Source organism: Niveispirillum sp. SYP-B3756, assembly GCF_009495745.1.
Lineage (GTDB): Bacteria > Pseudomonadota > Alphaproteobacteria > Azospirillales > Azospirillaceae > Niveispirillum.
The window spans coordinates 89,177-112,895 of the sequence record NZ_WIDQ01000009.1 but is presented as its reverse complement, the minus strand read 5'-3'; the positions used below and the strand labels follow the sequence as shown (position 1 = coordinate 112,895).

The window sequence follows — 23,719 nt, the reverse complement described above, 5'->3', positions numbered from 1 at the left end:
TACCGGACCTGATTGAATCCGCTCTACATCCGCGCCCGCAGCGACACAGTCCAGGTCCGCCCATCCGACGGTGTCACCAGCCAGGCGCGGGTGAAGCCCGCCGCCGTGGGGCGGGAGAAGCGGACGGCGACCAGCGGGTTACGCTCATCCAGCAGGTTCTGCACCTTGAAAGTCAGGCGATAGGGGCCCCTCTCCAGCCCGGTCCACAGGTTGATCTTACTGTCGGCCGGCACCCAGGAGAGGTTGGAATTCTCCGCATATTGCCGCGACTGCCACAGCCATTCGCCCCCGGCGAAGCCCGCCAGATCATCCAGCGGCAGATCGGCCCGGTAATCAGCCCCCAGGGCCAATTGATGGCGGGACTGGCGCGGCAGGGCCAGCCCGCCAATCTGCCCCCCCACCGCCGCAAAGGCCGGGATGTCGCGGTAATCCGGATCAGCATAATCCCGGAATTCGGCATCGATGAAACTATAGGCCCCGTGCAGATCCAGCCCTTCCAGCGGCCGCGCCGTCAGTTCCAGTTCCACCCCGCGTGACCGGCTGCGCCCGGCATTGTTGGTGTAGAAATTATTCAGCAGCCCGGCCGTGGATGCCGCCACCACCTGCTGCCGGCGCCAATCGATATGGAACAAGGCGGCATTGGCGGTGAGGCGGCCATCCGCCAGCACGGATTTCAACCCCGCCTCATAGGTCCAGTTGCTTTCCGGGCCGAAGCGGCGTTCGGCATCGAACAGATTGGCCATATCGTTGAAGCCGCCGGATTTCATCCCCTTGGCCGCACTGACATAGGCCAGCAGATCGTCGCTGGCCTGCCAGGAAAGCTGAACGCGCGGCGTCCACAGGGTCCATTGGTCGGACAGCCGGATAGGCTGGCCGGCGGCATTGCGGGCGGTGCTGGCGAAATCCTTGGCATCGCGCTGCCAGCGCAGATCGCCGGTCACCGCCAGCCCCTGGCCCAGCCGCAGCGTGGCCGATCCGTACAGCGCCGCGCTGTCGGTGCGGGCATCGGTGGCCACGCCGGATGGGCTGGTCTGGCCCTGGAAATATTGGATATTGCGCCGCCAGGTGCTGTTATCAAAGCGGTAGAGGCTGCCGCCCAGCAGCCAGGTCAGCGCCTGCCCCTGATCCAGCGACAGCAGGCGGATTTCCTGCGACCCGTCCCAGCGCTTGGTCAGTTGCCCGGCGCGGGACAGCAGGGCGGCGCTGTAATCATCATCGCGGTTGAACTCGTTACGCTCCTGCCCGATGGCGGTGATGCTGGTCACTTCCACCGCGTCGGCATTGTAACGCGCCGTCAGGGCCGCCCGCTGGGCATCGCGCATGAAACCTGTGTGCTGGGCGTTGGCGGCGAACGCCCCCTGATAATCCGGGATTTCCCCGCAATATTGCGACAGGGCAACCGTGCCGGCCCGCGGCTGGCAATTGGTGGCCAGATAATAGCCCTTGGGCTGGCCGTCGCGGTCGCGCGCGGTCAGCAGGCGCAACGTCGCCTCCAGCCGGTCTGTCGGGGTGGCCCGCAGGGTCAGGGCGGCGGAGGTCGATTGTTCCGACCCGATCTCCGGCCCATCCGCCACGCTGTTCTTATAAAAGCCGCCATATTCCTTGTGCGCCACATTCAGCCGGGCCGACAGCTTGCCCGGCACCAGGGCCCCGCCGACGGCCCCCGTCGCCTCCCGCCTGTCCTTGGAACCGGCGGTCAGTTCCAGGCTGCCCGCTATCTCCTCCCCCGGCGGGTTGGTGACCAGATTGACGGCACCGCCGAAACTGTTGCGGCCGAACAGGGCGTTCTGCGGGCCCTTCAGCACCTCCACCCGCGCCAGATCGGCCAGGAACATATTGATGGAGCTGCGGCCGGAGATATAGACGCCATCCAGGAAGAAGCCGACCGACGGTTCATCCCCCGTACCCGGCTGCGACAGGCCCCGCATGGCCGGGGCCGGGTTGAACCGCCCGAACGGGTCACTGACCACCAGCCCCGGCGCATGGCTGGCGATGCTGGCAATGCTGCTGATCCCGGCGCGGTCAAGGATGGCCGCATCCAGCACAATCAGGCTGGCCGGCACCTTTTGCGGGTCTTCCGCCCGCATCCGGGCGGTGACGATAATCTCCTCCACCGGGGCGGCATCGGCCAGGCCGGCCGGCGTGACGATGGTGGTGGCCAGCAGGCCAAGGGCGGGCAAGGTGTGACGCATGGGGCGACCTGGGGATGGCTGTTCTTGGGCGATCCCCGCCCTATCGCGTTTGCCCGATGGCGTCCATACGCCATCCGGGCATTGCTGATCACAAAACCAGGGTCTGTCCCACCGCCAGTACGCCGAAATCCTGTTCGCCCAGCCCCTGGGCCTGCCGGGCGGCAGCCAGGGCGATAACGGGATCGTCGATCCCTTCATCGGTCAGGCCGGCGAAGGTGCCGAAATGCATCCCGATACTGCGCCGGCTGCCCAGATCCAGATGCGCCTGCACCGCCTCTGCCGGATTCACATGCATGGTGCGCATGAACCAGCGCGGCTCATAGGCACCGATGGGGAGCAAGGACAGGTCGATGTCGGGAAAGCGCTGCCCGATCTCCCGGAAGTGCGGGCAATAGCCGCTGTCGCCACAGAAATAAAGCGTGCGCCCGGCCGCCTGCAGCACAAAGCCACCCCACAGCGTCTCGTTCCGGTCGAACGGGCCACGGGCGGAAAAATGCTGCGCCGGGACATAGGTGACACTCACCCCCGCCAGAGGGTGGGACTGCCACCAGTCCAGTTCCGTCACCTGCTGCGGCCCGCTGGCGCGGATCAGCGCACTGTTGCCCAGGCTGGTGACGACGGGGGCCTGGAAGCGCCGGTTCAGTTCCCGCAAACTGGCCCGGTCCAAATGATCATAATGATTATGGCTGACCAGGATGCCATCCAGCACCGGCAGATCATCGAAGGACAGGCCCGGTGCCCGCACCCGTTTCGGCCCGGCAAAGGGCACCGGGCTGGCACGGTCGGCATAGACCGGATCGGTGATGAACCAGCGCCCGCCAATGCCGATCAGAAAACAGGCATGGCCGATGAAGGTGACGGAAAGGGCCGTCTGCGCCACCGGCCCCGGCTTGGGCCAGGGCTGGTTTTCGATCCAGTCCGGCCAGGGCGTCGGCTGTCGCTCCCGCATCCAGCGCCAGAGATCGCCCAGACTCTTCTCCCGCTCCGCCACACCGGGATTGAAGAAGCGTTTGCCATCATAATGGTCGGATGGCGGGTGGGCGGCGGCGCGGTTGGCCGCCATGCTGGCAACGGCAAGCCCGGCAAGGGCGGCGCGGCGGGTCATCTTTTCCATACATCCCGTGGCTGAAAGTCCGTAATCCGCCAGCAAGATGGATCAAGCACTGGTCGCTGACAGTGGCGCCGCGCACAGGGGTGTGGCCCCCGCCCCTTGCTTGCTTGACCCGAGGTTACTGAGCGGTAACATGTGGATGGCTCCACTTTGAATTGGCACCCCCATGTTCCGCCGTCCTGCCCCCCCGCCCGCCGGCGCCATTCCCGCTTTGCTGCAGGCGGGGCTGACGGCCCAGCGCCAGGGGCAGGCGGCGATGGCAGAGCAGACCTATCGGCAGGTGCTGGCCCTGGACCCGCGCAATGCTGACGCACTGCAATTATTGGGTCTGCTGGCCAAGCAGGCCGGCCAGATGGCGGCGGCGCGCGACTTCATGGAAAAGTCGCTGAAGATCAACCGCCGCCAACCCAATGTGTTGAGCAATCTGGGCAATCTGCATCTGGCGGAAGGACGGGCGGCCGAGGCGCTTGCCTGCTACGATGCCGCCCTGGCACTGGCACCGGGCAACCAGGATTATCTCTATCACCGCGCCAAGTCACTCCACGCCCTGGGAAAGCTGGCGGAGGCCGAAAAGGCCGTACAAGTCAGCCTGTCCCGGGGCAGCCAGCATCTGCCCAGCCTGCAACTACTGGCCTTGATCCTGTTCGGACAGGATCGACTGGCGGCGGCGGCGGCGGCGAACCGGCAGGTGCTGGCCCTGGACCCGGATAATATCATCGCGCTGAATAATCTCGCCCTCACCCTGCGCGGCCAGCACCGTTACCCGGAGGCCGAACCCATCTGCCGCCGCGCCGTCGCCCTGGCCCCGGCCCAGAAGGAACCATGGCTGAACCTGGCCAATGTGCTGAGCGACCTGGGCCAATATGAGGAGAGCATCGGCGCACTGCGCGAAGTACTGCGCCGCGACGCCTTTGACCGCGATGCGCATCGCAACCTTGCCCGCCGGCTCTGGACCCTGGGCCGCACTGGGGAACTGTTCCAGGCGGTTGACCAGATGCTGCGGCAATGGCCGGATCATCCGACTGCGCTGGATATTGCTGCCGGCATCCAGGCGGAATTCGGCCGGGGGGAGGAAGCGCTGGCCAACAGCGCCAGGGCCGTGGCCCTGGCGCCGGACGATCCGGCCCTGCGGCGGCGGCGGGCGGATTTGCTGCTGCGCGCCGGGCATCTGGCAGAGGCCACGCCGATCCTGCGCGCCTTGACCGCCCGCTTGCCGCAGGACAAGCCGCTCTGGAACGATCTGGCCGTAGCACTGACCCGGCAGGGGGAGGTGGCAGCCGCGCGGGAGGCCGCCCGAAGCAGCCTGGCCCTGGACCCCTATGATCAATATGCTATTGCCCTGCTGGCCACATTGGACCGACTGGCCGACCCCACGGCCCTGGCGGAGCGGACGGCCATTGATCGCTGCGTCGGGGTTTTCGACCTGCTCCCCCCCGCCGGCTGGGCCGATAGGGGGCAGTTTCTGGCCGATGCGCTGGCGGTGCTGGACCGGCTGCATGATACGGTGAATGAGCCGATCCACCTGACCCTGCGCCGGGGCACCCAGACCAGCGCCAACCTGTTCGCCTTCCGCCATGATCCGCCCCTGGTGGCGCTGCGGGAGATGATTCTGACGCAGGTGCAGGCCTATGTGGCCGCCATGCCGGCGGACCCGGCCCATCCCTATTTCGGGCGGCGAAAGCGCGGCGTGCGCTTCGCCGGTTCCTGGTCGTCGCGCCTGCGCGATGGCGGCTTTCACACCCACCATATCCACCCGGAAGGCTGGATCAGCGGGGTGTTCTATCTGCAAGTACCGCCAGCGGCCGACAAGGCCGGACAGGAAGGCTGGCTGACCTTCGGGGAACCCAATCTGGGCCCGGAAATCGAGCTGCCTGCCCTGCACGCGGTACAGCCAAGGCCGGGGCGGCTTGTGCTGTTCCCCAGTTTCATGTGGCACGGCACCGTGCCCTTCCAGGATGAAACACCCCGCATCACCATCGCGTTTGATCTGGTGCCTGAATAGTCCCAAGGGGCATGACGCATGGCTCTTGGATGCCAGCAGTCACCGCCGCACGATTGGTCAAGAGATTGACCAATCGTGCTAAAGCGGATCGCGGAAAAGCGGAATCGCTTTGGAGCGTGAATCCGCTCGCTGAACAAGGACTTAGAGTCCGTCTGAAAAGTTTTTCTTCTTTCTCAACATGTTAATGTTTTAATCCCGTCACCCCGGCGAAGGCCGGGGTCCAGTTCGTAGAGCAAAGCGCTTGTGATTCTGGACCCCGGCCTTCGCCGGGGTGACGGAAGCGTTTAAAAATAAGACGTGTAAGACGTTGAGATAGCGTGAAACTTTCCGGACGGGCTCTTAGAGCCGGGTGCGTTTCCGGTTAAACGCACCCGGCTCTAAACAAAATGGCGGCCGGAACATCCGGCCGCCATCCATGTTCAGGCGGGCAAGGGCGCAGCGCTCAGGCGCGGCCCAGGCGTTCCATCTCCTCCTTTACCCGCAATTTCTCCAGTTTCAGCATTTTCAGCGCGGTACTGTCCGGCAGGGGCCGGCGGCTTTCCATCCGCACCTCTCGATCCAGGCTTTCATGTTTCATGCGAAGCGATTCCACGCGCTCGGGAAACAACATCAAGTCCCTCCTAAAGTGGCTGATGGATGGGTTGAACTGCCTGCTTTACCTGCTCTTCTGGCTCCTGTCGGGGATGCCCCAGCAAAGGGGGCGTCCTCTCGCGCTTTCTTTATCCGGCCACCATTACCGTGGGGCCGGACTTCATCCTGACACGAAACCGCAACTTGGCCATCTCAAATAAGGGTTAGGGGTGGTGACTTTTAAGGGTACGAAATGCCGCGCTGGACGAAGCCCAGTGTCAGCGCTACATCACCTCCTATGGTCCATTCATCCCACGACGCGACCGGTTCGCCCGGTCTTATGAACCGCCCGCAAAAACACGGCCGGCCCCGGCTTGTCGTCGGGATCAGCGGCGCTTCCGGGGTAATTTACGGCATTCGCCTGCTGGAGATTTTACGCCGCATCGGCGTCGAAACCCACCTCGTTATGAGCAGGTCTGCTGAAGTGACCCTTGCGCATGAGACAGGGCTGAAGGCCGCAGAGGTGCGGGCCCTGGCGGATGTCGCCTATTCGCCGGCCGATATCGGGGCGGCCATTTCATCGGGCAGTTTCCGCACCCTGGGCATGGTGGTGGCCCCCTGTTCGGTGCGTACCCTGGCGGAAATCTCCGGCGGCGTGACCAGCACCCTGTTGACCCGTGCCGCTGACGTGGTGCTGAAGGAGCGGCGGCGGCTGGTGCTGATGCTGCGGGAAACGCCGCTGCATCTGGGCCATATCCGCAATATGGCCCAGGCGACGGAGATGGGGGCCATCATCTATCCCCCCGTCCCCGCCTTTTACGCCAAGCCGCAGAGCCTGGAAGACATGGTGGACCACACGCTGGGCCGGGTACTGGACCTGTTCGACCTGGATAGCGGTCTGGTGCGCCGCTGGGGCGAGGAGGCGGGCGATCCGGGGCAGACGGGCTAACCCCCCTCAAGCCTCCAGATATTCCTGCATATAGACCATCAAACGGTCGGCGATGCGGCGCAGCATGGCAGCATCATCGGGTTGGGAGGCTTCCAGCCGCGCGGCTTCTGCCTGCAGCTCATCAGCCTTCAGCACGATATCGTGCCGCAGCCCTTCCAGATCCAACCTTTTCATTCCGGCGCCCATCGCCCGCTCCACCCGCTGCTGAAAGCGACCCTGCAAGCCTATAGGCCAAGATGATGAACGAGGTCTTAAGGTCGGATGTCAGCTCTGGATTGTCGATCCACACAAAGGGATAGATACCAATGGTACGGCGATCACGCCTGATCGTCTGCCCCTTCCATCTCTTCCCGGATGCGGCGTTCCAGCGCATCCACCTTGGCTTTCAGGGCATCGATGCGGGCCAGCAGGTCGGGCAGGCCGGCGGCCCCCACACTGGACAGCGCCAACAGGCTGGCCTGCAGGTCTTCGGCCACGGCGGCCAGATCGGCGGCCGGCGGGTCCGCCGGCGGGGCCTTATCCGCCGGCATGATAGGTGAACAAAGCGATGCTGGCCGCCACCGTGGCATTCAGCGACTCCACCGCACCGGTGGTGCCGATGGTCAGGCGCGTGGCCGGCAGGTCCGCCGGCACCCCCTGCCCTTCCTCCCCCAGCACCAGCCGGGCATCCTGCGGCCAGGGATATGTCACCAGATCCTCCCCCCCGGCATCCAGCGCCAGCAGCGGGCCGGCAGCCTGGGCCAAATCCGCCCAGCGCCCACCGCGCGCCAACGCTAGGCTGAACACGCCATTGCTGGCGGCACGCAGGCATTTCGGGTGGAACGGATGGGCCGATTCCTCCAGCAGGATCACCTTGGTCGCCCCGAAGGCGGCGGCGGAGCGCAGCAGCGCCCCCAGATTGGCCGGATCACCCAAGGCACAGACCAGTTCCAGCCCTTCCGGCGGCAGGCTCAAATCCGCCGGCGGCATCTCGGGCACCTGCCCCACCAGGATCGGGTAATCGGTGCCCGACACATCCAGTTCCCGGAACAGGGGACCGGCCAGCACCACCGGCTGCACATTCTCGGGCAACGGCCAATCAGCGATCCATTCCGGATGGCGGATCAGGATGCGGCTGAACAGGTCCGGCCAGCGGGTCAGCGCCTCCGGCACGGTCTTCAGGCCAGCCAGCAGGAACTGACCCTGCTTACGGATGCCACGGCTTTCCAGCAGCCCGGCCCAGGCCTTGAACTGCGGATTTTGCGGGCTGTCGATCTGATGGAACATGGGCTACCACGGAAAAACAGAACGCGCCCATCACAAGATGGGCGCGTTCAAGATCATCATGTCAGCGACGGAAATACAATCCGCCACCGGTCAAACGCCTCACCCCTGACGGTAGTTCGGCGCTTCGTTGGTGATGGTGATATCGTGGACATGGCTTTCGCGCAGGCCTGCGTTGGTGATGCGCACGAATTTCGGCTTGGTCCGCATCTCGGCAATGGTGGCGCAACCGGTATAGCCCATGGAGGCGCGCAGACCGCCGATCAACTGATGGATCACTGAGGCGATCGGCCCCTTATAGGGCACGCGGCCTTCCACACCCTCCGGCACCAGCTTCAGCGTGTTGGACACTTCGGCCTGGAAGTAACGGTCGGCGGAACCACGGGCCATGGCCCCCACGGAGCCCATGCCGCGATAGCCCTTGTAGGAACGGCCCTGGAACAGGATCACCTCACCGGGGCTCTCATCGGTGCCGGCGAACAGACCGCCCATCATGGCGCAGGAGGCACCGGCAGCAATGGCCTTGGCCAGATCGCCGGAATATTTGATGCCGCCATCGGCGATGACGGGAACGCCATGCTTGTTGCAGGCTTCCACCACATCCAGCACGGCGGTCAGCTGCGGCACGCCCACGCCGGCCACGATGCGGGTGGTGCAGATGGAGCCGGGGCCGATCCCCACCTTGATGGCATCCGCACCGGCATCGATCAGGGCCAGGGCGGCGTCAGCGGTGGCGACATTGCCGGCGATGATCTGGGTATAGTTGCGCAGGGCACGCGCGGCGCGTACCTGATCAGCCACCTTCCTGGAATGGCCATGCGCGGTATCGATCACCAGCACGTCCACCCCGGCGTCGAACAGGGCCTCCGCACGGGCCAGCCCGTCCGGGCCGGTGCCGGTGGCGGCGGCGGCGCGCAGGCGGCCATCACCATCCTTGCAGGCATTGGGGTGCAACTGGGCCTTTTCGATATCCTTCACGGTGATCAGGCCGATGCAGCGGAAGGCATCATCCACCACCAGCAGCTTTTCGATGCGGTGGCTGTGCAGCAGGCGCTTGGCCTCATCCTTGCCGACACCGGGCTTGACGGTGATCAGCCCCTCATGGGTCATCAGCTCGGAAACCGGCTGGTTGGGATTGTTGGCAAACCGCACATCGCGGTTGGTCAGGATGCCGACCAGCTTGCCGCTTTCCGCCGTCACCGGAATGCCGGAGATGCGATGACGGGCCATCAGGGCCAGCGCGTCGGCCAGGGTGGCATCCGGGCGGATGGTGATGGGGTTGACCACCATGCCGCTTTCAAACCGCTTCACGGCGCGCACTTCGTCGGCCTGACGTTCGATATCCATGTTGCGATGGATGACACCGATACCGCCGGCCTGGGCCATGGCGATGGCCAGGGCCGATTCCGTCACCGTATCCATGGCGGCCGACAACAGCGGGATGCCCAGTTCGATCTTGCCCGTCAGCTTGGTGCGGGTATCGACCTCCGCCGGCATCACCGAGCTTTCGGCCGGCACCAGCAGGACGTCATCGAAGGTAAGGGCTTCGCGGAAACGGTCGGCGTAGGACATGAACCTGATCTCCCAAGGGCGGCCGGGCTGGGAACCGCCAGATACGGCTTATGGGACGCCGTTCCGGCGCTGAACGCACGCAGCGCCCAAGGCCAGGTCGACATCCCAATTCGAAAGGTTCGACGCACTATACACAGGGATAAGCGATTGGAAAGCCACCAGGGTTAGCGGGCCTGGGTTGCTTTTCCAGCAAGGAGGATGGGGCTATCCCAGCATCCATAACAGCCCGTCGCGTTCCTCCACCGTGCCAAGGGTGCCGATGGCCAGCCCGGCGAAGGTGACGCTGACATCGATGCTGCCATTGCCATCCAGATCGGCATGAAGGGTCGCCCCCTTGTTCCCCTCCGCCCCATCATTGGCGGCCCAGCTCAGTTTCGACACACCCTTTTGCCAGCCCCACAGGCTGAGCTGCTCGCTTTTGCTAAAATCAGTGATGGTGGACCAGCTTGTCTGGCCACCCCGTCCATCGGCGAAGAAAATATCCGCGCCCACCCCGCCGGTCAGGAAATTGGAGCCGGTGCCACCATCGATCACATCATTGCCGGCCCCGCCATTGGCGGCATCATTGCCGCCGCCGAGATTGAGAAAATCCGCCCCGTCGCTGGCCGACACCACTTCACCGGCGGCACTGCCCAGGAACTGCCAGTCCAGCCCGGCGACGGGACCGGCATATTTCTCCGGCGTCACCGCCAGCCATTTGTTCAGGCTGGCATTCCAGCTTTGGAACTGGCTGGTGACAAAGCTGGCCGCCTTTACATCCAGCCCGACATTCTGCCCGGCCATGGTCACGGCGACGGCCACGCTGCCCGTCTGACCGCCGCCGCTGAAGCTGACGGCATGGGTGCCGTTGGCCATGGTGACGGCATAGCCGCCGGCCGCCGTGGTGCGCCCCACCACCTGCCCGTCAACCTGGATATCCACCCCGCTGATCCCTTCGCCGGGATCGTAATAGCCATCACCATCCTGATCCTGGAAGACGATGCCGGTGAAGAAGCGGGCGCTGCCAGACGTGCCGAAATTCTGGGTGATCATGGAGGCATTATAGCCGGTGAACTCCCCTACCCTTTGCCCGATCCCCAGTTCGACGAAATTATCCGCCAGGATATTGGTGCGGTGCCCGGCGCTGAGGAACAGGCCGCGATGCTGGGCTTCGATATAGGATTGCAGGTCACGGGCCGATAGTGGCCCGGTGGTGCCTTGCCAGGCAATATTCTCCCCCCAGGCCCGCGCGCTATAGCCGGTGGCGGCGATGCGCTGGCCGGGATTGCTGTTATTCACGCCTGTATGGCTGAAAATATCGCTGTCCAGCATCCAGGCGCTATGGGCATCGGCCGCCTGTTCCAACAGGCTGTTGGGGGCCAGCACCGGCTTGGGCGTGGCACTGATGGTGCCGGCTGGCAGACCCTGGTTGAGATCAATGCCAAAGGCGGCCGCCGTGCCCACCGGGTCCAGCCGCGCCCGGTTGACCAGCGACAGCATATAAAGCTCATAGGCATCAAGATCAGCCATGGGTTGGCTCCGACCGAGGGCAGAAAGTGGACGGCATTTTAATCGCCCGGCCACATCCCCGCTTGTGGCAAATCATGGATAGTGCGCGCGCCAGGGCTTTTCGTTTTCGCACCCCCAACTCAGACGGTATCGGCCATCTCCCCCTCGGCCTCGCGGGAAAGCCGGTCCATGATATCCGTACAATCCTGGTTAATGTCGGGAACGGCGAAATGACAGTTCTGGCACACCCCCTCCTTAACCTGATGGTTGAGCAGCGATTTACGGAACAGGGCCGCCTGTCGGCTGGTGTAATGCAGGAATAGATCGCCATCCCCGGCCATATCCCCCAGAACATAGTCCCGGTGCTCAGGAACGTCTGAGCGCAGATTGCAGCACGGCATCAACAGGCCGTTATAGTCCACATAAACGGACCAGAACGGCATCAGGCAGGGGGCTGTGCGCACATAATCCTGCATGATATCGACCTGACCACCGCGATTGGTGCCGTTGACCGCAAAGTTCCGCCCATAGACCCGGATACTCATATCCTTATAGGTCACCGCATATTCAAGCCAGACCCCCGGCTCATCACGGGTCAGGACGTGGGGCAGGTTGATCCGCTTCAGCGTCAGCGCAGCCTTCTTGCGGGTCTGCTCGTGATCATAGCGCTCATCATTCTTGAGATAGAGTTGAACGTTCAGGCTTCGCATACCGGCATCATAGAGATACCGGACATAGTCATGATCGAGATAGTCGCCATTTGTATTGGTATGCAGGCGGGCCATCGGCACCTTGGCCTGCGCTTCACGCAGCCGATCCAGAATGATCCGGTCAGAGAGGGGTTCGTTATAGCGGCTATAGGCAATGACCCCGTCAAAACTGATCTCTGCCAGTTGGTCGATGATGCGGGAATACATGGCCGCTGGCATCAACACATTCTGCGAAATCCGATCAACCTTGGAATTGGGACAGAACCAGCAGCGGCGGTTGCAGTATGAGAATATCTCTATCTCAACCATTGTGACGCTTCGCTTGAACAGGTCGCGTGCCGCACCCGGATCGGCCCCTGGAACCAGTTGCGCAGCGCTTAGACGTTCCCACATCGACCGAAAGCCCCCTGCGATGGTGCGTGACCAAGGCGGCACTGTCGTTTGGGGCGACCGACAGCGTCAAGCGAATATGGTCCGCGGCAGCCCCGTCACCGGGATCACGGACGACATCCCCATTTCTATATGGGCCCTGTAACATTTTTCCGCCCCCACCATTGGCCCGCAGCACGGCCGGACCTGCGCAAAGCGCACGCCACAGGGGGGGACGGATCGGTTATGGATGAACAAACAGCAGCTTGCGCCCAGCCCCTCCGGCTGGCAGCCCGCCGACCGGAACCGTGTGATGAAACCCATCCATATGCTGATGGCCCTGGCCGTCATGGCCATCTGGGGCACCAATTTCGCCGTCTCCCGGCAGGCGGTGCAGGAGATACAGCCACTGTTGCTGATGGCGGTGCGCTTCTCCCTGGTGGCGCTGGTGCTGGTACCCTTTGTCAAACCGCCGCCGCGGTCACAGATGCGGGCATTGCTGTTCTATTCGATCAGCCTGGGGGGCTTTCATTTTCCCTTGATGTTGAGCGGGCTGACTGGCGTCACCGCCTCCATCGCCAGCCTGATCATTCAGTTGCAGGTGCCGTTCGCCAGCCTGCTGGCGGCGATTTTCTTCAAGGACAAGCTGGGCTGGCGCCGGGCGCTGGGCATGGCCACCTCCTTCGGTGGGGTGGCGGTGATCGCCGCCCAGAGCCAGGGCCATGGCGACCTGCTGCATATGCTGCTGATCGCCGGGGCGGCCCTGGCCTTTGCCTTCTCCTCCATCCAGCTGAAATGGATGGGGGCGATCGAGCCCTTGCAGCTCAACGCCTATATGGCCCTGTTCGCCGCCCCACAGTTGGCCCTGCTCAGCCTGATCGCCGAACGGGATCAGTTGGGACAGATCATGCAGGCCAGCGGGCAGACCTGGGCCTGCCTTGCCTATATGGCGCTGATGTCCACCATTGTCGCCTATATGTTCTGGCAGCCGCTGGTGAAGCAATATGAGGTCAACCAGACCATGCCGTTCCTGATGCTGGTGCCGGTCTTCGGCGTCGGGTCGGGCGTGATCTGGCTGGGCGAGCCGCTGCATTGGAGCCTGATCGCCGGCGGGCTGCTGGTGGTGGCCGGCATCGGCATCATCATCATCCGCCGGCCACGCTTCATGTTCGGTCGAACCACGGTTTGACGCCGCTTACGATTCCGGACGATGACACACCGCTTCGATGTTATGGCCGTCCGGGTCCAACACGAAGGCCCCATAATAATGGGGATGGTAATGGGCGCGAATGCCCGGCGGGCCATTGTCACGCGCACCCGCCGCCAGCGCCACGCGATAGAATTCGTCCACCTGCGCCCTGTTGGCAGCGCTGAAGGCGACATGCAGACAGCCCCGCATCGGTTGGCCGCTGCTGATCCAAAAGGACGGATGGTCGGTGCCATAACCGGCATGGGCCTCCGCCCCCGTCATTTCCGCTGTGACCAGGGCCATCCGGCTTGCCCCGACGCTGGGCAACACCTGATCATAAAAGGCCATGGATTTTTCTAAATCAGCCACCGGAAAGCCAATGTGGTCGAGCATGTTTCTTTCTCCCTGGTTACAGTGAGATAGTGTCACCCATGTCCGTCCGGGAAAAGACCGTAAAGCACCTATGCCCCTCCCCCTGATCGATCATCCCAGTCCCAACCACGGCCCGCGCGTTGGCGGGCCGCCGGATATGCTGGTGCTGCATTATACCGGGATGCCGGATGGGCCGTCGGCCCTGGCCCGGCTCTGCGACCCGGCTTCCCAGGTCAGCGCGCATTATCTGGTGGGAGAGGATGGGACGATATGGAAGCTGGTGGCTGAGGAACGGCGGGCCTGGCACGCCGGCAAATCCTTCTGGCGCGGGGAGCGCGATATCAACAGCCGCTCCATCGGCATTGAACTGGTCAATCCCGGCCATGAATGGGGCTATCGCCCCTTCCCGCGCGCCCAGATGGAAGCGCTGATCGCGCTCTGCCGGGATATCATGGGACGGCACCCCATTTCGCCCCTGCGTGTGCTGGGCCATTCCGACGTCGCCCCCGACCGCAAACAGGATCCGGGGGAGAAATTCGACTGGCTGGCCCTGGCCATGGCCGGCATTGGCGCCTGGCCGGACCCGCTGCCGGCCGATCACCGCCCGGCGGAAGCTGGGGAGGTGGGGCGGCTTTTGACCCATCTGGGCTATGAAACCCCGTTCAGCCAGTTCCCGGATGGGATTTCATGGGAAAATCCCCCACCATCGGGGGCCGGTGGGATTTCATGGGAAAAGACGGGCGAAAATGGCCTGGAAAGCGCGCTCACAGCGTTTCAGCGCCATTGGGCACCGGAAAGCCTGGGCCGGGGCGCGGATCAGCAAAGCGTGGCTGCCTTGCGCGCCCTGGTGCGGCTTTCCGCCGAAGCCGATCTTGCATTCCCCGACCCGGACGCCTAAAAGCCCCAGGCCAGACGGCTGGATGGTCGCTCCCGTGCAATGGGGAAACCCGCACGGGGGAGGAAAGTCCGGGCTCCACGGAAGTACGGTGCCGGATAACGTCCGGCGGGGGTGACCCCAGGGAAAGTGCCACAGAGAGCAGACCGCCGGCGCGTTGGAATCCTTGCGATTCCAAGGTTCCGGTAAGGGTGAAAGGGTGCGGTAAGAGCGCACCGCGCCCCTGGCGACAGGGGCGGCATGGTAAACCCCACCGGGAGCAAAACCGAATAGGGACGGCAGGGGCGGGCAACCGCCCAGGCGCACTTCCGCGTCGCTGTCCGGGTGGGTTGCGTGAGGCGTCCGGCAACGGGCGTCCCAGAGGAATGACCATCCCCCGAATACCATCCACACGTGGGATATGGTTCGGTGGACAGAACCCGGCTTACAGGCCGTCTGGCACTTTAACTATGTTAACGGGACGTGAATATTGAGTCAGCAGCCCCCCTGCTGCACATGCTCGATTCAGCCAAAAATGCACAACTTTGCTTCTGCACTGCAGCATGACTCGGATGCACCCTGTGACCCACCATATATATGCCCAAAAATACGGAGGAAGCACCATATATGGTGTATATTGGCGCGATAATCTGATTAAACTTTGATTTTAAATCTATTTTACCATCAAAATGGCTTTGGCCAGCATCTCTGCGACGAGAACTCTTTAGGAAAAACATAGTATCCATAAGAAAAATTTGAATAATCATACCCTAAACTTTTGGGGTAAGAATCAATAGGCATAAGCAAAAAATTAAATACAAACTAAATAATGACCATCAAAAAACCCATGAATTAAACAGAACCATCAAAAATGCATAAAATTATCCACAACCAGGCCTATACCTAAAGATAATTCTTCCAAAAATGCTGATTCTACTGGGCGGCCATTGACCGCCCAATCGCTCCCATGGTATCCCAAAAAAACCCAAACAAAGGGATCACAGGTCCATTTCCGCCCCAACCCGACCCGCTTCGCGGCACCCGGCACAGGCGGCAAGAAGCCCGTGGTGGAGTGCGGATGATGGGACCGGCGCCAACGGCGCCATAAGTGGGGCGTGATAGGAATGTTCCTGTCAACACATACCAACAAGGTCGATAAGAAAGGGCGGGTCTCGATCCCCGCTTCCTTTCGTACGACCCTGTATGGTGGCCCGCTTCCGCCGGCAACCAGCGTCGATATGGTGATCTTCCCCTCGCTGAAGGCACCGGCCCTGGATGTGGCCCCGCGTTCCTATCTGACCACCCTGTCTGAAGCGCTGGATGATCCGAACATGCCGGAAGAACAGCGCGAACTGATTGAAACCACCGTGTTCGGCCGCATCGTCGAAATCAGCACCGATACCGAGGGGCGCATCATTCTGCCCGCTAAATTGCTGGATTATGCCGGCATCACCGAAAACATCGTCTTTGTCGGCCGCCGCAAGACCTTCCAGATCTGGGATCCGGTGAAACACGAAGAACATGAACGGGAAATGGCGGAATTGGCCCGCGCCCATTCCATCTCGCTCTCCACCATCGTGGCCAAGGCGACCGCCTTGGCGAAGGGGGCATGATGACGGCCAGCCCGATCCATATCCCCGTTCTGCTGGCCGAAGTGCTGCATGAGATGGGCCCCCGTGATGGCGAGGTGCTGGTGGATGGCACGTTCGGGGCTGGCGGCTATAGCCGCGCCCTGCTGGACAGTGCCGCCTGCACCGTCTGGGGCATTGACCGCGACCCCGCAGCATTGGAACGCGCCCGCCCGCTGGAGGCGGCCTATGCCGGCCGCCTGAAGGTGCTGGAGGGAAGGTTTGGCGATATGGCCGACCTGCTGACCGCCCAGAGTGTGGCGCAGGTGGATGCCATTGTGCTGGATATCGGCGTCTCCTCCCCCCAGATCGACACGCCGGAGCGGGGCTTCAGCTTCCGCTTCGACGGTCCGCTGGACATGCGCATGGGGGCCGATGGCCCCACCGCCGCCGATGTGGTGAACAGCACCGAAGAGGATGATCTGGCCAATATCCTCTATCACTATGGGGAAGAACGGCTGTCCCGCCGCGTCGCCCGCGCCATCGTGGCCCGCCGGGCCATCGAGCCGTTCACCCGCACGGCCGATCTGGCCGATGTGATCCGTTCCTGCGTGCCGAAATCCAAGGACGGAATCGACCCGGCCACCCGCAGCTTCCAGGGCCTGCGCATCCATGTGAATGATGAGCTTGGGGAACTGGAGCGGGCATTGGTGGCAGCCGAGCGGCTGCTGGCCCCCGGCGGGCGACTCTGCGTCGTCACCTTCCATTCGCTGGAAGACCGGGTGGTGAAGGAATTCATGCGCCAACGCTCGGGCAATCTGCCCGGCCCGTCGCGCCATGTACCGGGACCGGTGGCCACCCCGCCGGCCCCCACATTCCGCCTGCTGTCCAAATCGGGGACCGGCCCCGGTGCGGCAGAGCAGGCCGCCAATCCGCGCGCCCGGTCCGCCCGGTTGCGCACCGCCATCCGCACCCAGGCGCCCGCCTGGTCGACGGGAGAACCCGTATGATCGGCAAGTCCACCATCATCTGGATCGGCACCATCTGTGCTGCCTCCGGCATCCTTTACCAGACCAGCTACAAGGCCCAGGAACAGGAGCGGGAGCTGGCGCGCATCAACCGCACCATTCAGCAGGAACGCGAGTCCATTCAGGTGCTGAAGGCCGAATGGGCCTCCCTGAACGACCCGACCACGCTGGAACGGCTGGCCCGCGAACATCTGGTGCTGGCTCCCACCACGGCCCAGCAGATCGCCGTGCTGACCGACATTCCCGACCGCCAGCCGGACGCAGCCCCGCTGCGCCTGACCCCCATTCCCGGCCGCAAGCCGGGGGCGCCCAGGCCGGCGCCCAACCCTGCTCCGTCCCATGAACCCGCCATTGCCGCCCGGCCGGACACCCCGGTGATGATGGTGAATTATGGAGTCGCCCGATGACCGATGCGCCCTTCAGCCTCACCGGTTTCGACCTGGCCGGCACTGACCGCGCCGGTGGCAGCCGGGCGGAGCCGCGCGTCCGACTGCACAGCCCGGCGCAGAGCGCGCTGGAACAGGGGCGCGCCCGCCTGATGGTGCTGATGGCTGTGTTCAGCCTGGGCTTCGGCGCTGTGGGTGCCAAGCTGGTGGGCGCCACGGTGGATTTCGGCCGGGGTGACGGCAAGGGGGCGGTGGCCAAGACCGCCACGCACCATAGCACCGGCACGCGGGCCGACATTGTGGACCGTAACGGGGTGCTGCTGGCCACCTCCCTGCACACGGCCTCGCTGTTTGCCGACCCCAAGCTGATCCTGGATGCCAGGGAGGCGGCCGAACAGATCGCCACAGTGCTGCCGGACATCAATGTCGCGCAGTTGACGCAGGAGCTGAGGTCCGACAAGCGCTTCATCTGGATCAAACGCAACCTGACCCCGCGCCAGCAACAAGATGTGTTCCGCCTGGGCATCCCCGGCATTGATTTCCAGCGGGAAGAACGGCGCGTCTATCCGCAGGGGCCCCTGGCCGCGCATGTGGTGGGGTTCAGCGGTATCGACAATAACGGGCTGATGGGGATCGAACAGTCTTTCGATACCCGCCTGAAGGAAAGTGAAGAGCCGCTGCGCCTGTCGATCGATGTGCGCTTGCAGCATGTGCTGCGCCGCGAACTGCTGAACACGATGGAAGAGTTCAGCGCCATCGGTGCCGCCGGCATGGTGATGGATGTCCGCACCGGTGAGGTGCTGGGCATGGTCAGCGTGCCCGATTTCGACCCGCATTCCCCGCCCCCGCCGACGGAGGAACAGGACACCGACCCCCGTTTCAACCGCAACACGCTGGGCGTGTATGAAATGGGCTCCACCTTCAAGATCTTCAACACGGCGATGGTTCTGGAGTCGGGCCGGGTGCATATGAACGACATGTTCGATGCCACGCGCCCGATCCGTATCGGCCGTTTCACCATCAGTGATTTCCATCCGGAAAATAAATGGATGGATGTGCCGGAAATCTTCAAGGTTTCCTCCAATATCGGCTCGGTGAAGATGGCGATGGAGGTGGGGCCGACGGCGCAGAAGGAATTCATGACCAAGCTGGGCTTCCTGAAGCCCGTTCACCTGGAAGTGCCGGAACGGGGCTGGCCGATGGTGCCCAACCCCTGGCGCGAGGTGAATATGATGACCATCGCCTTCGGTCATGGCATGTCGGTCAGCCCGGTGCACCTGGTCTCTGCCGTGTCCGGCGTCGTCAATGGCGGCGTCATGCATCCGGCCACCCTGTTGAAGCCGGAAAGCTCGGCTGCTGTGCCCGGCACCCGCATCATCTCCGAAAAGACTTCCGATGCGCTGCGCAAGCTGATGCGGCTGGTGGTGACCGAGGGCACCGCCACCAAAGCGGATACGCCGGGCTATGTTGTCGGCGGCAAGACCGGCACGGCGGATAAAGTGAAGGGCCGCAGCTATACGCGCGGTGCCCGCGTCTCCTCCATGGTGGCGGCCTTCCCCATCAATGACCCGCGCTACGTCGTCTATGTCATGGTGGATGAGCCCAAGGGCACCAAGAAGACCTATGGTTACGCCACCGCCGGCTGGGTGGCGGCACCGGCCATCAACTCCATCGTGGCCCAGATCGGCCCGCTGCTGGGAGTGAAGCCGCAGGACAATAATTCCCCGCAGATCATCAATGCATTGGCGGTGCGGCCGGTCCGGCCGGCGGCACCGGGGGCGCAACTGGCCTCCCTGCCGGTATCCGGCCCGGCGGCGGGGGATGAGGAATGACGAAAAGGCTGTCAGACATCATGGCATCGCGCACGGAAATCGCGGTATCGGCCCTGGCGCTGGAACGCGACCCACCCATTACCGGCCTGACGGCGGATAGCCGCAAGGTGGTGCCCGGAACGCTGTTCGCCGCGTTGCCGGGCACTCTGCGTGATGGGCGGGATTTCATTCCCCAGGCCATCGCGTCCGGTGCCGTCGCCATCCTGGCGCCCAAGGGTACAAGCCTGCCCGAGGGGGCCGGCGATGTGGTCCTGATCGAAGATACCAACCCGCGCCGCCGACTGGCCCTGTTGGCGGCGGCCTTCCATGGCGAGCAGCCGGCCCATATCGCCGCCGTCACCGGCACCAATGGCAAGACCAGCACGGCCCAGTTCACCCGCCAGCTCTGGCAGGCTTTGGGCCACAAGGCTGGGGCCATGGGGACGCTGGGGCTGGTGGCCGATGGCTTCCCGGAAACCCCCAGCCTGACCACGCCGGACCCGGTGGCCCTGCACGCCACGCTGGCCGATGTGGCGCGTGGCGGTGTCACCCATCTGGCGATGGAGGCATCGTCGCACGGGCTGGATCAGTTCCGCCTGGATGGGGTGGTGGTGGAGGCGGCCGGCTTCACCAACCTGACCCGTGACCATCTGGATTATCACGGCACGATGGCGGCCTATCTTCAGGCCAAGCTGGCTTTGTTCGACCGGGTGATGCCCAAGGGCGCCACGGCGGTGATCAATGCCGACATCCCGGAATTTGAACAGATCGCCAGCGTGGCCCATGCCCGCAAGCAGACGGTCATCGGCTTCGGCATGGCGGGCAAGGAACTGCGCGTCATCGACGCCACGCCCCTACCCCATGGCCAGCGGCTGGAGCTGGACCTGTTCGGCAAGCGCCGCACGCTGGAGCTGCCGCTGGTGGGCCGCTTCCAGGTCTGGAACGCGCTCTGTGCCCTGGGGCTGGTGATCGGAACCGGTACGGATGCGGAACGGGCGGCAGATTGCCTTGTCAACCTGACAGGCGTGCGGGGCCGGCTTGAGATGGTGGCAACCCTGCCCAATGGCGCGGCGGTCTATGTGGACTATGCCCACACGCCCGATGGGCTGGAAACGGTGCTGCGCTCGGTGCGGCCGCACACGCATGGCCGGCTGTCGGTGGTGTTCGGCTGCGGTGGGGACCGCGACAAGGGCAAGCGTCCGATGATGGGCCGCATCGCCGCCGATCTGGCCGACCGGGTGATCGTGACCGACGACAACCCGCGCAGCGAGGTGCCCGGCACCATCCGGGCCGAGGTGATGGTGGGCTGCCCCGGTGCGACGGAGGTGGATGACCGCGCCAAAGCCATTGCGCTGGCGGTGGGGGAACTGGGGCCCGGCGATGTGCTGGTGCTGGCCGGCAAGGGGCATGAACAGGGACAGATCATCGGCAACGAGGTGCGTCCCTTTGATGACGCGACGGTGGCACGGGCGGCCGTCGCAGCGCTTTAATACCAACCTGCCAAGGGTTTGACCCTTGGCAGGTTGGAGGCTGGCGACTGCCAGCCCGGCGCGCGTGCGCCGAGAGCCAAGGGCGCGGATGCGCCCGCCCGGCGATTGAGGGCCGCCTTGATAGTGACCAACGGTCAATATCAAGGCGGATTAGTATGAGTTTGATGTGACGGGGGGCCGGGATGGGCATCCCGGCTGGTGTTGGAAGTGGGGTGGGAAATGGCTGAAGTCCTGTGGACGGCGGATGATGTGGCGGCGGCCTGTAATGGCCGGCGGGCCGGCTCCGCTGCCTGGGCGGCCACCGGTGTTTCCATCGACAGCCGCACCGTGGCGGCGGGTGACCTGTTCATCCCGCTGAAGGGCCCCAATTTCGATGGCCACGCCTTCGTTGCCCAGTCCCTGGAGAAGGGAGCTGCCGGGGCCATTGTCGCCGATATTCCCGCCGGGCTGGAACATGACGCCCGTCTGGTGAAGGTGGAAGACACCATGGCGGCGCTGGAAGATCTGGGCCGCATGGGCCGGCTGAACGCCAGTGGCAAGGTGATTGCCGTCACCGGCTCCGTCGGCAAGACCGGCACCAAGGAGGCACTGAAGGCAGCGCTGGAAAGCCAGGGCAAGACCTTTGCCACCGTGGGCAGCCTGAACAACCATTGGGGCGTGCCGCTGTCACTCTCCCGCTTCCCGGCCGACAGCCGGTTCGGCGTGTTTGAACTGGGCATGAACCATGCCGGGGAGATCGGCCCCCTGTCGCGCATGGTGCGCCCGGACGTGGCCATCATCACCACCGTGGAGGCCGTGCATATTGAGTTCTTCCCTTCGGTGGAGGCGATTGCCGACGCCAAGGCGGAGATTTTTGAGGGCATGGGGCCGGGCGGCACCGCCGTGCTGCCGCGTGACAACCCGCATTACAGTCGCCTGTTGGCCGCCGCCCGCACCCAGGGCCTGCATATCCTGTCCTTCGGGGCCGATGCCGCCGCCGATGGCCGTCTGCTGGCGCTGGACCTGCTGCCCGACAGCAGCCATGTGCAGGCCCGCATCGATGGGGTGGATGTCACCTACACCATCCCGCTGCCGGGCCGGCACCATGCCATCAACAGCCTGGCCGTGCTGCTGGCCGTGAAGGCGGCCGGCGGCGATGTCGCCATCGCCGCCGCCTCGCTGGCCAACTTGTCCCCCATCAAGGGGCGGGGCCAGCGCAGCGCCGTCGCCCTGCCGGGCGGCACGCTGACGCTGATCGATGAAAGCTATAATGCCAGCCCGGTATCGGTGAAGGCCGCCGCCAGGGTGCTGGGCCAGGTGCCGCCGGGTGCCGGTGGCCGCCGCATCGCCGTACTGGGCGACATGCGGGAGCTGGGCGAACAATCGCCGGAACTGCATGTCAGTGTCGCCCCCGCCCTGGTGGCTGGGCATTGCGACCTGTTGTACTGCTGCGGTCCCAACATGCGGCACCTGTTTGACGCCGTGCCGGCCGCCATGCGCGGGGCCCATGCGGCGGACAGTGCCGCCCTGGCCCCGCTGGTGGTGGCCGCATTGCGGCCCGGTGACGTGGTGATGGTGAAGGGCTCTGCCGGCAGCCGTATGGCCACCGTCGTGGAAGCCGTAAAGGCCATGGCCAATAAAATTGACAAATTCGACCCGCAGGGGACAGCCGCCACGCTGAATGGCGGGGAACCGAGAGACGAGAATGCTGTATAATCTGCTTTACCCCCTGGCGGATCAGTTCCAGATTTTCAACCTGTTCCGGTATCTGACTTTCCGGACTGGCGGAGCCGTGATGACCGCGCTGATCATCAGCTTCGTCATCGGCCCGCGCGTGATCCGCTGGCTGAAATCCAAGCAGGGGGAAGGCCAGCCCATCCGCACCGACGGGCCGGAAACGCATCTGAAGAAGAAGGGCACGCCCACCATGGGCGGCCTGATGATCATGATTGCCGTCATCATCTCCACCCTGCTCTGGGTGGATCTGACCAATACCTATACCTGGATCGTGCTGCTGGTGACGGTCGGGTTCGGGCTGGTCGGGTTCGGCGATGATTATCTGAAACTGACCAAGCGCAATACCAAGGGCCTGTCTTCCAAGCTGAAACTGGTGGCCACCTTTGTCGTCGCCCTGCTGGCCACCGGCTGGTATCTGCTGGTGACCCCGTGGGAGCTGGGCAGCGGGCTGGCTTTGCCCTTCTTCAAGGATCTGCTGGTTCATCTCGGCTGGTTCTATGTGCCGTTCGCTGTGGTCGTCATCATCGGTTCGTCGCACGCCGTCAACCTGACGGATGGGCTGGACGGTCTGGCCACCGTGCCGATCATGATCGCCGCCGCCTGCTTCGGGCTGATCGCCTATCTGTCAGGCAATGCCATCTTTTCCAACTATCTGGGCATCATCCATGTGCCGGGCACGGGTGAGCTGGCAGTGTTCTGCGGCGCGCTGGTGGGGGCCGGATTGGGCTTTCTCTGGTTCAACGCCCCGCCGGCCATGGTGTTCATGGGCGATACCGGTTCGCTGTCGGTGGGCGGCGCGCTGGGGGCCATCTCCGTCATCACCAAGCATGAACTGGTGCTGGCCATCATTGGCGGGCTGTTCGTGCTGGAGACGCTGTCGGTGATGATCCAGGTGGCCAGCTTCAAGCTGACCGGACGCCGTGTCTTCCGCATGGCGCCGATCCACCATCATTTCGAAAAGAAGGGCTGGTCGGAGCCCACCGTTGTCATCCGGTTCTGGATCATCGCCGTCATCCTGGCGCTGATCGGCCTGTCCACGCTGAAACTACGGTAATCCAA

At 64.0% G+C, this 23,719-nt stretch carries 21 protein-coding genes and 1 other RNA gene; 12 read left to right on the top strand and 10 right to left on the bottom strand.

From position 1 onward, the window contains the following. Positions 1-23: 23 nt before the first annotated feature. On the bottom strand, positions 24-2,192 hold the full coding sequence (locus GE253_RS17685; RefSeq protein ID WP_173012701.1) for a TonB-dependent receptor: 2,169 nt from the start codon (positions 2,190-2,192) through the stop codon (positions 24-26). 88 nt (positions 2,193-2,280) lie between these two features. Further along, positions 2,281-3,297, bottom strand: coding sequence for an MBL fold metallo-hydrolase (locus tag GE253_RS17680; RefSeq protein ID WP_247878718.1), 1,017 nt, complete (start codon positions 3,295-3,297; stop codon positions 2,281-2,283). Positions 3,298-3,469: 172 nt separating this feature from the next. Here GE253_RS17680 and GE253_RS17675 point away from each other — a divergent pair, with 172 nt between their 5' ends. Continuing rightward, a complete protein-coding gene (locus GE253_RS17675; protein ID WP_153205469.1) occupies positions 3,470-5,305 on the top strand; it encodes a tetratricopeptide repeat protein in 1,836 nt (611 codons plus the stop codon). A gap of 442 nt (positions 5,306-5,747) precedes the next feature. Here GE253_RS17675 and GE253_RS17670 read toward each other — a convergent pair whose 3' ends face one another. After that, positions 5,748-5,915 (bottom strand): YdcH family protein, encoded by a 168-nt coding sequence (locus GE253_RS17670; protein ID WP_153205468.1) that lies wholly within the window; start codon positions 5,913-5,915, stop codon positions 5,748-5,750. A 300-nt stretch (positions 5,916-6,215) separates the two neighbouring features. Between GE253_RS17670 and GE253_RS17665 the strand changes: the two genes are divergently transcribed. Beyond that, positions 6,216-6,824 (top strand): UbiX family flavin prenyltransferase, encoded by a 609-nt coding sequence (locus GE253_RS17665; protein WP_153205467.1) that lies wholly within the window; start codon positions 6,216-6,218, stop codon positions 6,822-6,824. A gap of 6 nt (positions 6,825-6,830) precedes the next feature. Here the strand turns inward: GE253_RS17665 and GE253_RS17660 are convergent, their stop codons facing one another. From GE253_RS17660 to GE253_RS17635, 6 genes are all read right to left on the bottom strand, one after another. Next, entirely contained in the window at positions 6,831-6,998 is a 168-nt protein-coding gene (locus GE253_RS17660; RefSeq protein WP_153205466.1) for a hypothetical protein, read from the bottom strand. A 143-nt stretch (positions 6,999-7,141) separates the two neighbouring features. Continuing rightward, entirely contained in the window at positions 7,142-7,354 is a 213-nt protein-coding gene (locus tag GE253_RS17655; protein ID WP_153205465.1) for a hypothetical protein, read from the bottom strand. Then, complete coding sequence (locus GE253_RS17650; RefSeq protein WP_153205464.1) at positions 7,341-8,090, bottom strand: RNA methyltransferase; 750 nt, start codon at positions 8,088-8,090, stop codon at positions 7,341-7,343. The genes GE253_RS17655 and GE253_RS17650 overlap by 14 nt, the downstream gene beginning before the upstream one ends. A gap of 99 nt (positions 8,091-8,189) precedes the next feature. After that, positions 8,190-9,659, bottom strand: coding sequence for an IMP dehydrogenase (gene guaB / locus GE253_RS17645; protein WP_153205463.1), 1,470 nt, complete (start codon positions 9,657-9,659; stop codon positions 8,190-8,192). Positions 9,660-9,863: 204 nt separating this feature from the next. Continuing rightward, positions 9,864-11,168, bottom strand: coding sequence for a CAP domain-containing protein (locus GE253_RS17640; protein WP_153205462.1), 1,305 nt, complete (start codon positions 11,166-11,168; stop codon positions 9,864-9,866). 119 nt (positions 11,169-11,287) lie between these two features. Beyond that, a complete protein-coding gene (locus GE253_RS17635; RefSeq protein ID WP_348770891.1) occupies positions 11,288-12,166 on the bottom strand; it encodes a radical SAM/SPASM domain-containing protein in 879 nt (292 codons plus the stop codon). A gap of 373 nt (positions 12,167-12,539) precedes the next feature. Here GE253_RS17635 and GE253_RS17630 point away from each other — a divergent pair, with 373 nt between their 5' ends. Next, a complete protein-coding gene (locus GE253_RS17630; RefSeq protein ID WP_153205460.1) occupies positions 12,540-13,415 on the top strand; it encodes an EamA family transporter in 876 nt (291 codons plus the stop codon). Positions 13,416-13,421: 6 nt separating this feature from the next. On the opposite strand, the gene GE253_RS17625 is transcribed toward GE253_RS17630, so the two are convergent. Then, complete coding sequence (locus tag GE253_RS17625) at positions 13,422-13,808, bottom strand: VOC family protein (protein ID WP_153205459.1); 387 nt, start codon at positions 13,806-13,808, stop codon at positions 13,422-13,424. 70 nt (positions 13,809-13,878) lie between these two features. Between GE253_RS17625 and GE253_RS17620 the strand changes: the two genes are divergently transcribed. From GE253_RS17620 to mraY, 9 genes are all read left to right on the top strand, one after another. Continuing rightward, positions 13,879-14,685, top strand: coding sequence for an N-acetylmuramoyl-L-alanine amidase (locus tag GE253_RS17620; protein WP_153205458.1), 807 nt, complete (start codon positions 13,879-13,881; stop codon positions 14,683-14,685). Between the two features lie 10 nt (positions 14,686-14,695). Then, positions 14,696-15,125: RNase P RNA component class A (rnpB, locus tag GE253_RS17615), an RNA gene on the top strand. Between the two features lie 660 nt (positions 15,126-15,785). Next, positions 15,786-16,274 (top strand): MraZ family transcriptional regulator, encoded by a 489-nt coding sequence (locus tag GE253_RS17610; RefSeq protein ID WP_153205457.1) that lies wholly within the window; start codon positions 15,786-15,788, stop codon positions 16,272-16,274. Next, a complete protein-coding gene (gene rsmH, locus GE253_RS17605; RefSeq protein WP_153205511.1) occupies positions 16,274-17,239 on the top strand; it encodes a 16S rRNA (cytosine(1402)-N(4))-methyltransferase RsmH in 966 nt (321 codons plus the stop codon). The genes GE253_RS17610 and rsmH overlap by 1 nt, the downstream gene beginning before the upstream one ends. Then, complete coding sequence (locus GE253_RS17600; RefSeq protein ID WP_153205456.1) at positions 17,236-17,664, top strand: septum formation initiator family protein; 429 nt, start codon at positions 17,236-17,238, stop codon at positions 17,662-17,664. The genes rsmH and GE253_RS17600 overlap by 4 nt, the downstream gene beginning before the upstream one ends. Next, positions 17,661-19,475 (top strand): penicillin-binding protein 2, encoded by a 1,815-nt coding sequence (locus tag GE253_RS17595; protein WP_153205455.1) that lies wholly within the window; start codon positions 17,661-17,663, stop codon positions 19,473-19,475. The genes GE253_RS17600 and GE253_RS17595 overlap by 4 nt, the downstream gene beginning before the upstream one ends. Then, entirely contained in the window at positions 19,472-20,944 is a 1,473-nt protein-coding gene (locus GE253_RS17590; protein ID WP_153205454.1) for a UDP-N-acetylmuramoyl-L-alanyl-D-glutamate--2,6-diaminopimelate ligase, read from the top strand. The genes GE253_RS17595 and GE253_RS17590 overlap by 4 nt, the downstream gene beginning before the upstream one ends. Before the next feature lie 219 nt (positions 20,945-21,163). Continuing rightward, positions 21,164-22,639: a UDP-N-acetylmuramoylalanyl-D-glutamyl-2,6-diaminopimelate--D-alanyl-D-alanine ligase gene (locus GE253_RS17585; RefSeq protein WP_153205453.1), complete on the top strand. Its 1,476-nt coding sequence runs from the start codon at positions 21,164-21,166 to the stop codon at positions 22,637-22,639. Beyond that, complete coding sequence (gene mraY / locus GE253_RS17580) at positions 22,629-23,714, top strand: phospho-N-acetylmuramoyl-pentapeptide-transferase (RefSeq protein WP_153205452.1); 1,086 nt, start codon at positions 22,629-22,631, stop codon at positions 23,712-23,714. Before GE253_RS17585 ends, mraY begins: the two co-directional genes overlap by 11 nt. Positions 23,715-23,719: the final 5 nt, after the last annotated feature.

Bases quoted from the DNA above. Each gene is read 5' to 3' on its own strand.
- GE253_RS17685 (WP_173012701.1), bottom strand. From the start codon at position 2,192: ATGCGTCACACCTTGCCCGCCCTTGGCCTGCTGGCCACCACCATCGTC.
- GE253_RS17680 (WP_247878718.1), bottom strand. From the start codon at position 3,297: ATGACCCGCCGCGCCGCCCTTGCCGGGCTTGCCGTTGCCAGCATGGCG.
- GE253_RS17675 (WP_153205469.1), top strand. From the start codon at position 3,470: ATGTTCCGCCGTCCTGCCCCCCCGCCCGCCGGCGCCATTCCCGCTTTG.
- GE253_RS17670 (WP_153205468.1), bottom strand. From the start codon at position 5,915: ATGTTGTTTCCCGAGCGCGTGGAATCGCTTCGCATGAAACATGAAAGC.
- GE253_RS17665 (WP_153205467.1), top strand. From the start codon at position 6,216: ATGAACCGCCCGCAAAAACACGGCCGGCCCCGGCTTGTCGTCGGGATC.
- GE253_RS17660 (WP_153205466.1), bottom strand. From the start codon at position 6,998: ATGAAAAGGTTGGATCTGGAAGGGCTGCGGCACGATATCGTGCTGAAG.
- GE253_RS17655 (WP_153205465.1), bottom strand. From the start codon at position 7,354: ATGCCGGCGGATAAGGCCCCGCCGGCGGACCCGCCGGCCGCCGATCTG.
- GE253_RS17650 (WP_153205464.1), bottom strand. From the start codon at position 8,090: ATGTTCCATCAGATCGACAGCCCGCAAAATCCGCAGTTCAAGGCCTGG.
- guaB (WP_153205463.1), bottom strand. From the start codon at position 9,659: ATGTCCTACGCCGACCGTTTCCGCGAAGCCCTTACCTTCGATGACGTC.
- GE253_RS17640 (WP_153205462.1), bottom strand. From the start codon at position 11,168: ATGGCTGATCTTGATGCCTATGAGCTTTATATGCTGTCGCTGGTCAAC.
- GE253_RS17635 (WP_348770891.1), bottom strand. From the start codon at position 12,166: ATGGTTGAGATAGAGATATTCTCATACTGCAACCGCCGCTGCTGGTTC.
- GE253_RS17630 (WP_153205460.1), top strand. From the start codon at position 12,540: ATGAAACCCATCCATATGCTGATGGCCCTGGCCGTCATGGCCATCTGG.
- GE253_RS17625 (WP_153205459.1), bottom strand. From the start codon at position 13,808: ATGCTCGACCACATTGGCTTTCCGGTGGCTGATTTAGAAAAATCCATG.
- GE253_RS17620 (WP_153205458.1), top strand. From the start codon at position 13,879: ATGCCCCTCCCCCTGATCGATCATCCCAGTCCCAACCACGGCCCGCGC.
- GE253_RS17610 (WP_153205457.1), top strand. From the start codon at position 15,786: ATGTTCCTGTCAACACATACCAACAAGGTCGATAAGAAAGGGCGGGTC.
- rsmH (WP_153205511.1), top strand. From the start codon at position 16,274: ATGACGGCCAGCCCGATCCATATCCCCGTTCTGCTGGCCGAAGTGCTG.
- GE253_RS17600 (WP_153205456.1), top strand. From the start codon at position 17,236: ATGATCGGCAAGTCCACCATCATCTGGATCGGCACCATCTGTGCTGCC.
- GE253_RS17595 (WP_153205455.1), top strand. From the start codon at position 17,661: ATGACCGATGCGCCCTTCAGCCTCACCGGTTTCGACCTGGCCGGCACT.
- GE253_RS17590 (WP_153205454.1), top strand. From the start codon at position 19,472: ATGACGAAAAGGCTGTCAGACATCATGGCATCGCGCACGGAAATCGCG.
- GE253_RS17585 (WP_153205453.1), top strand. From the start codon at position 21,164: ATGGCTGAAGTCCTGTGGACGGCGGATGATGTGGCGGCGGCCTGTAAT.
- mraY (WP_153205452.1), top strand. From the start codon at position 22,629: ATGCTGTATAATCTGCTTTACCCCCTGGCGGATCAGTTCCAGATTTTC.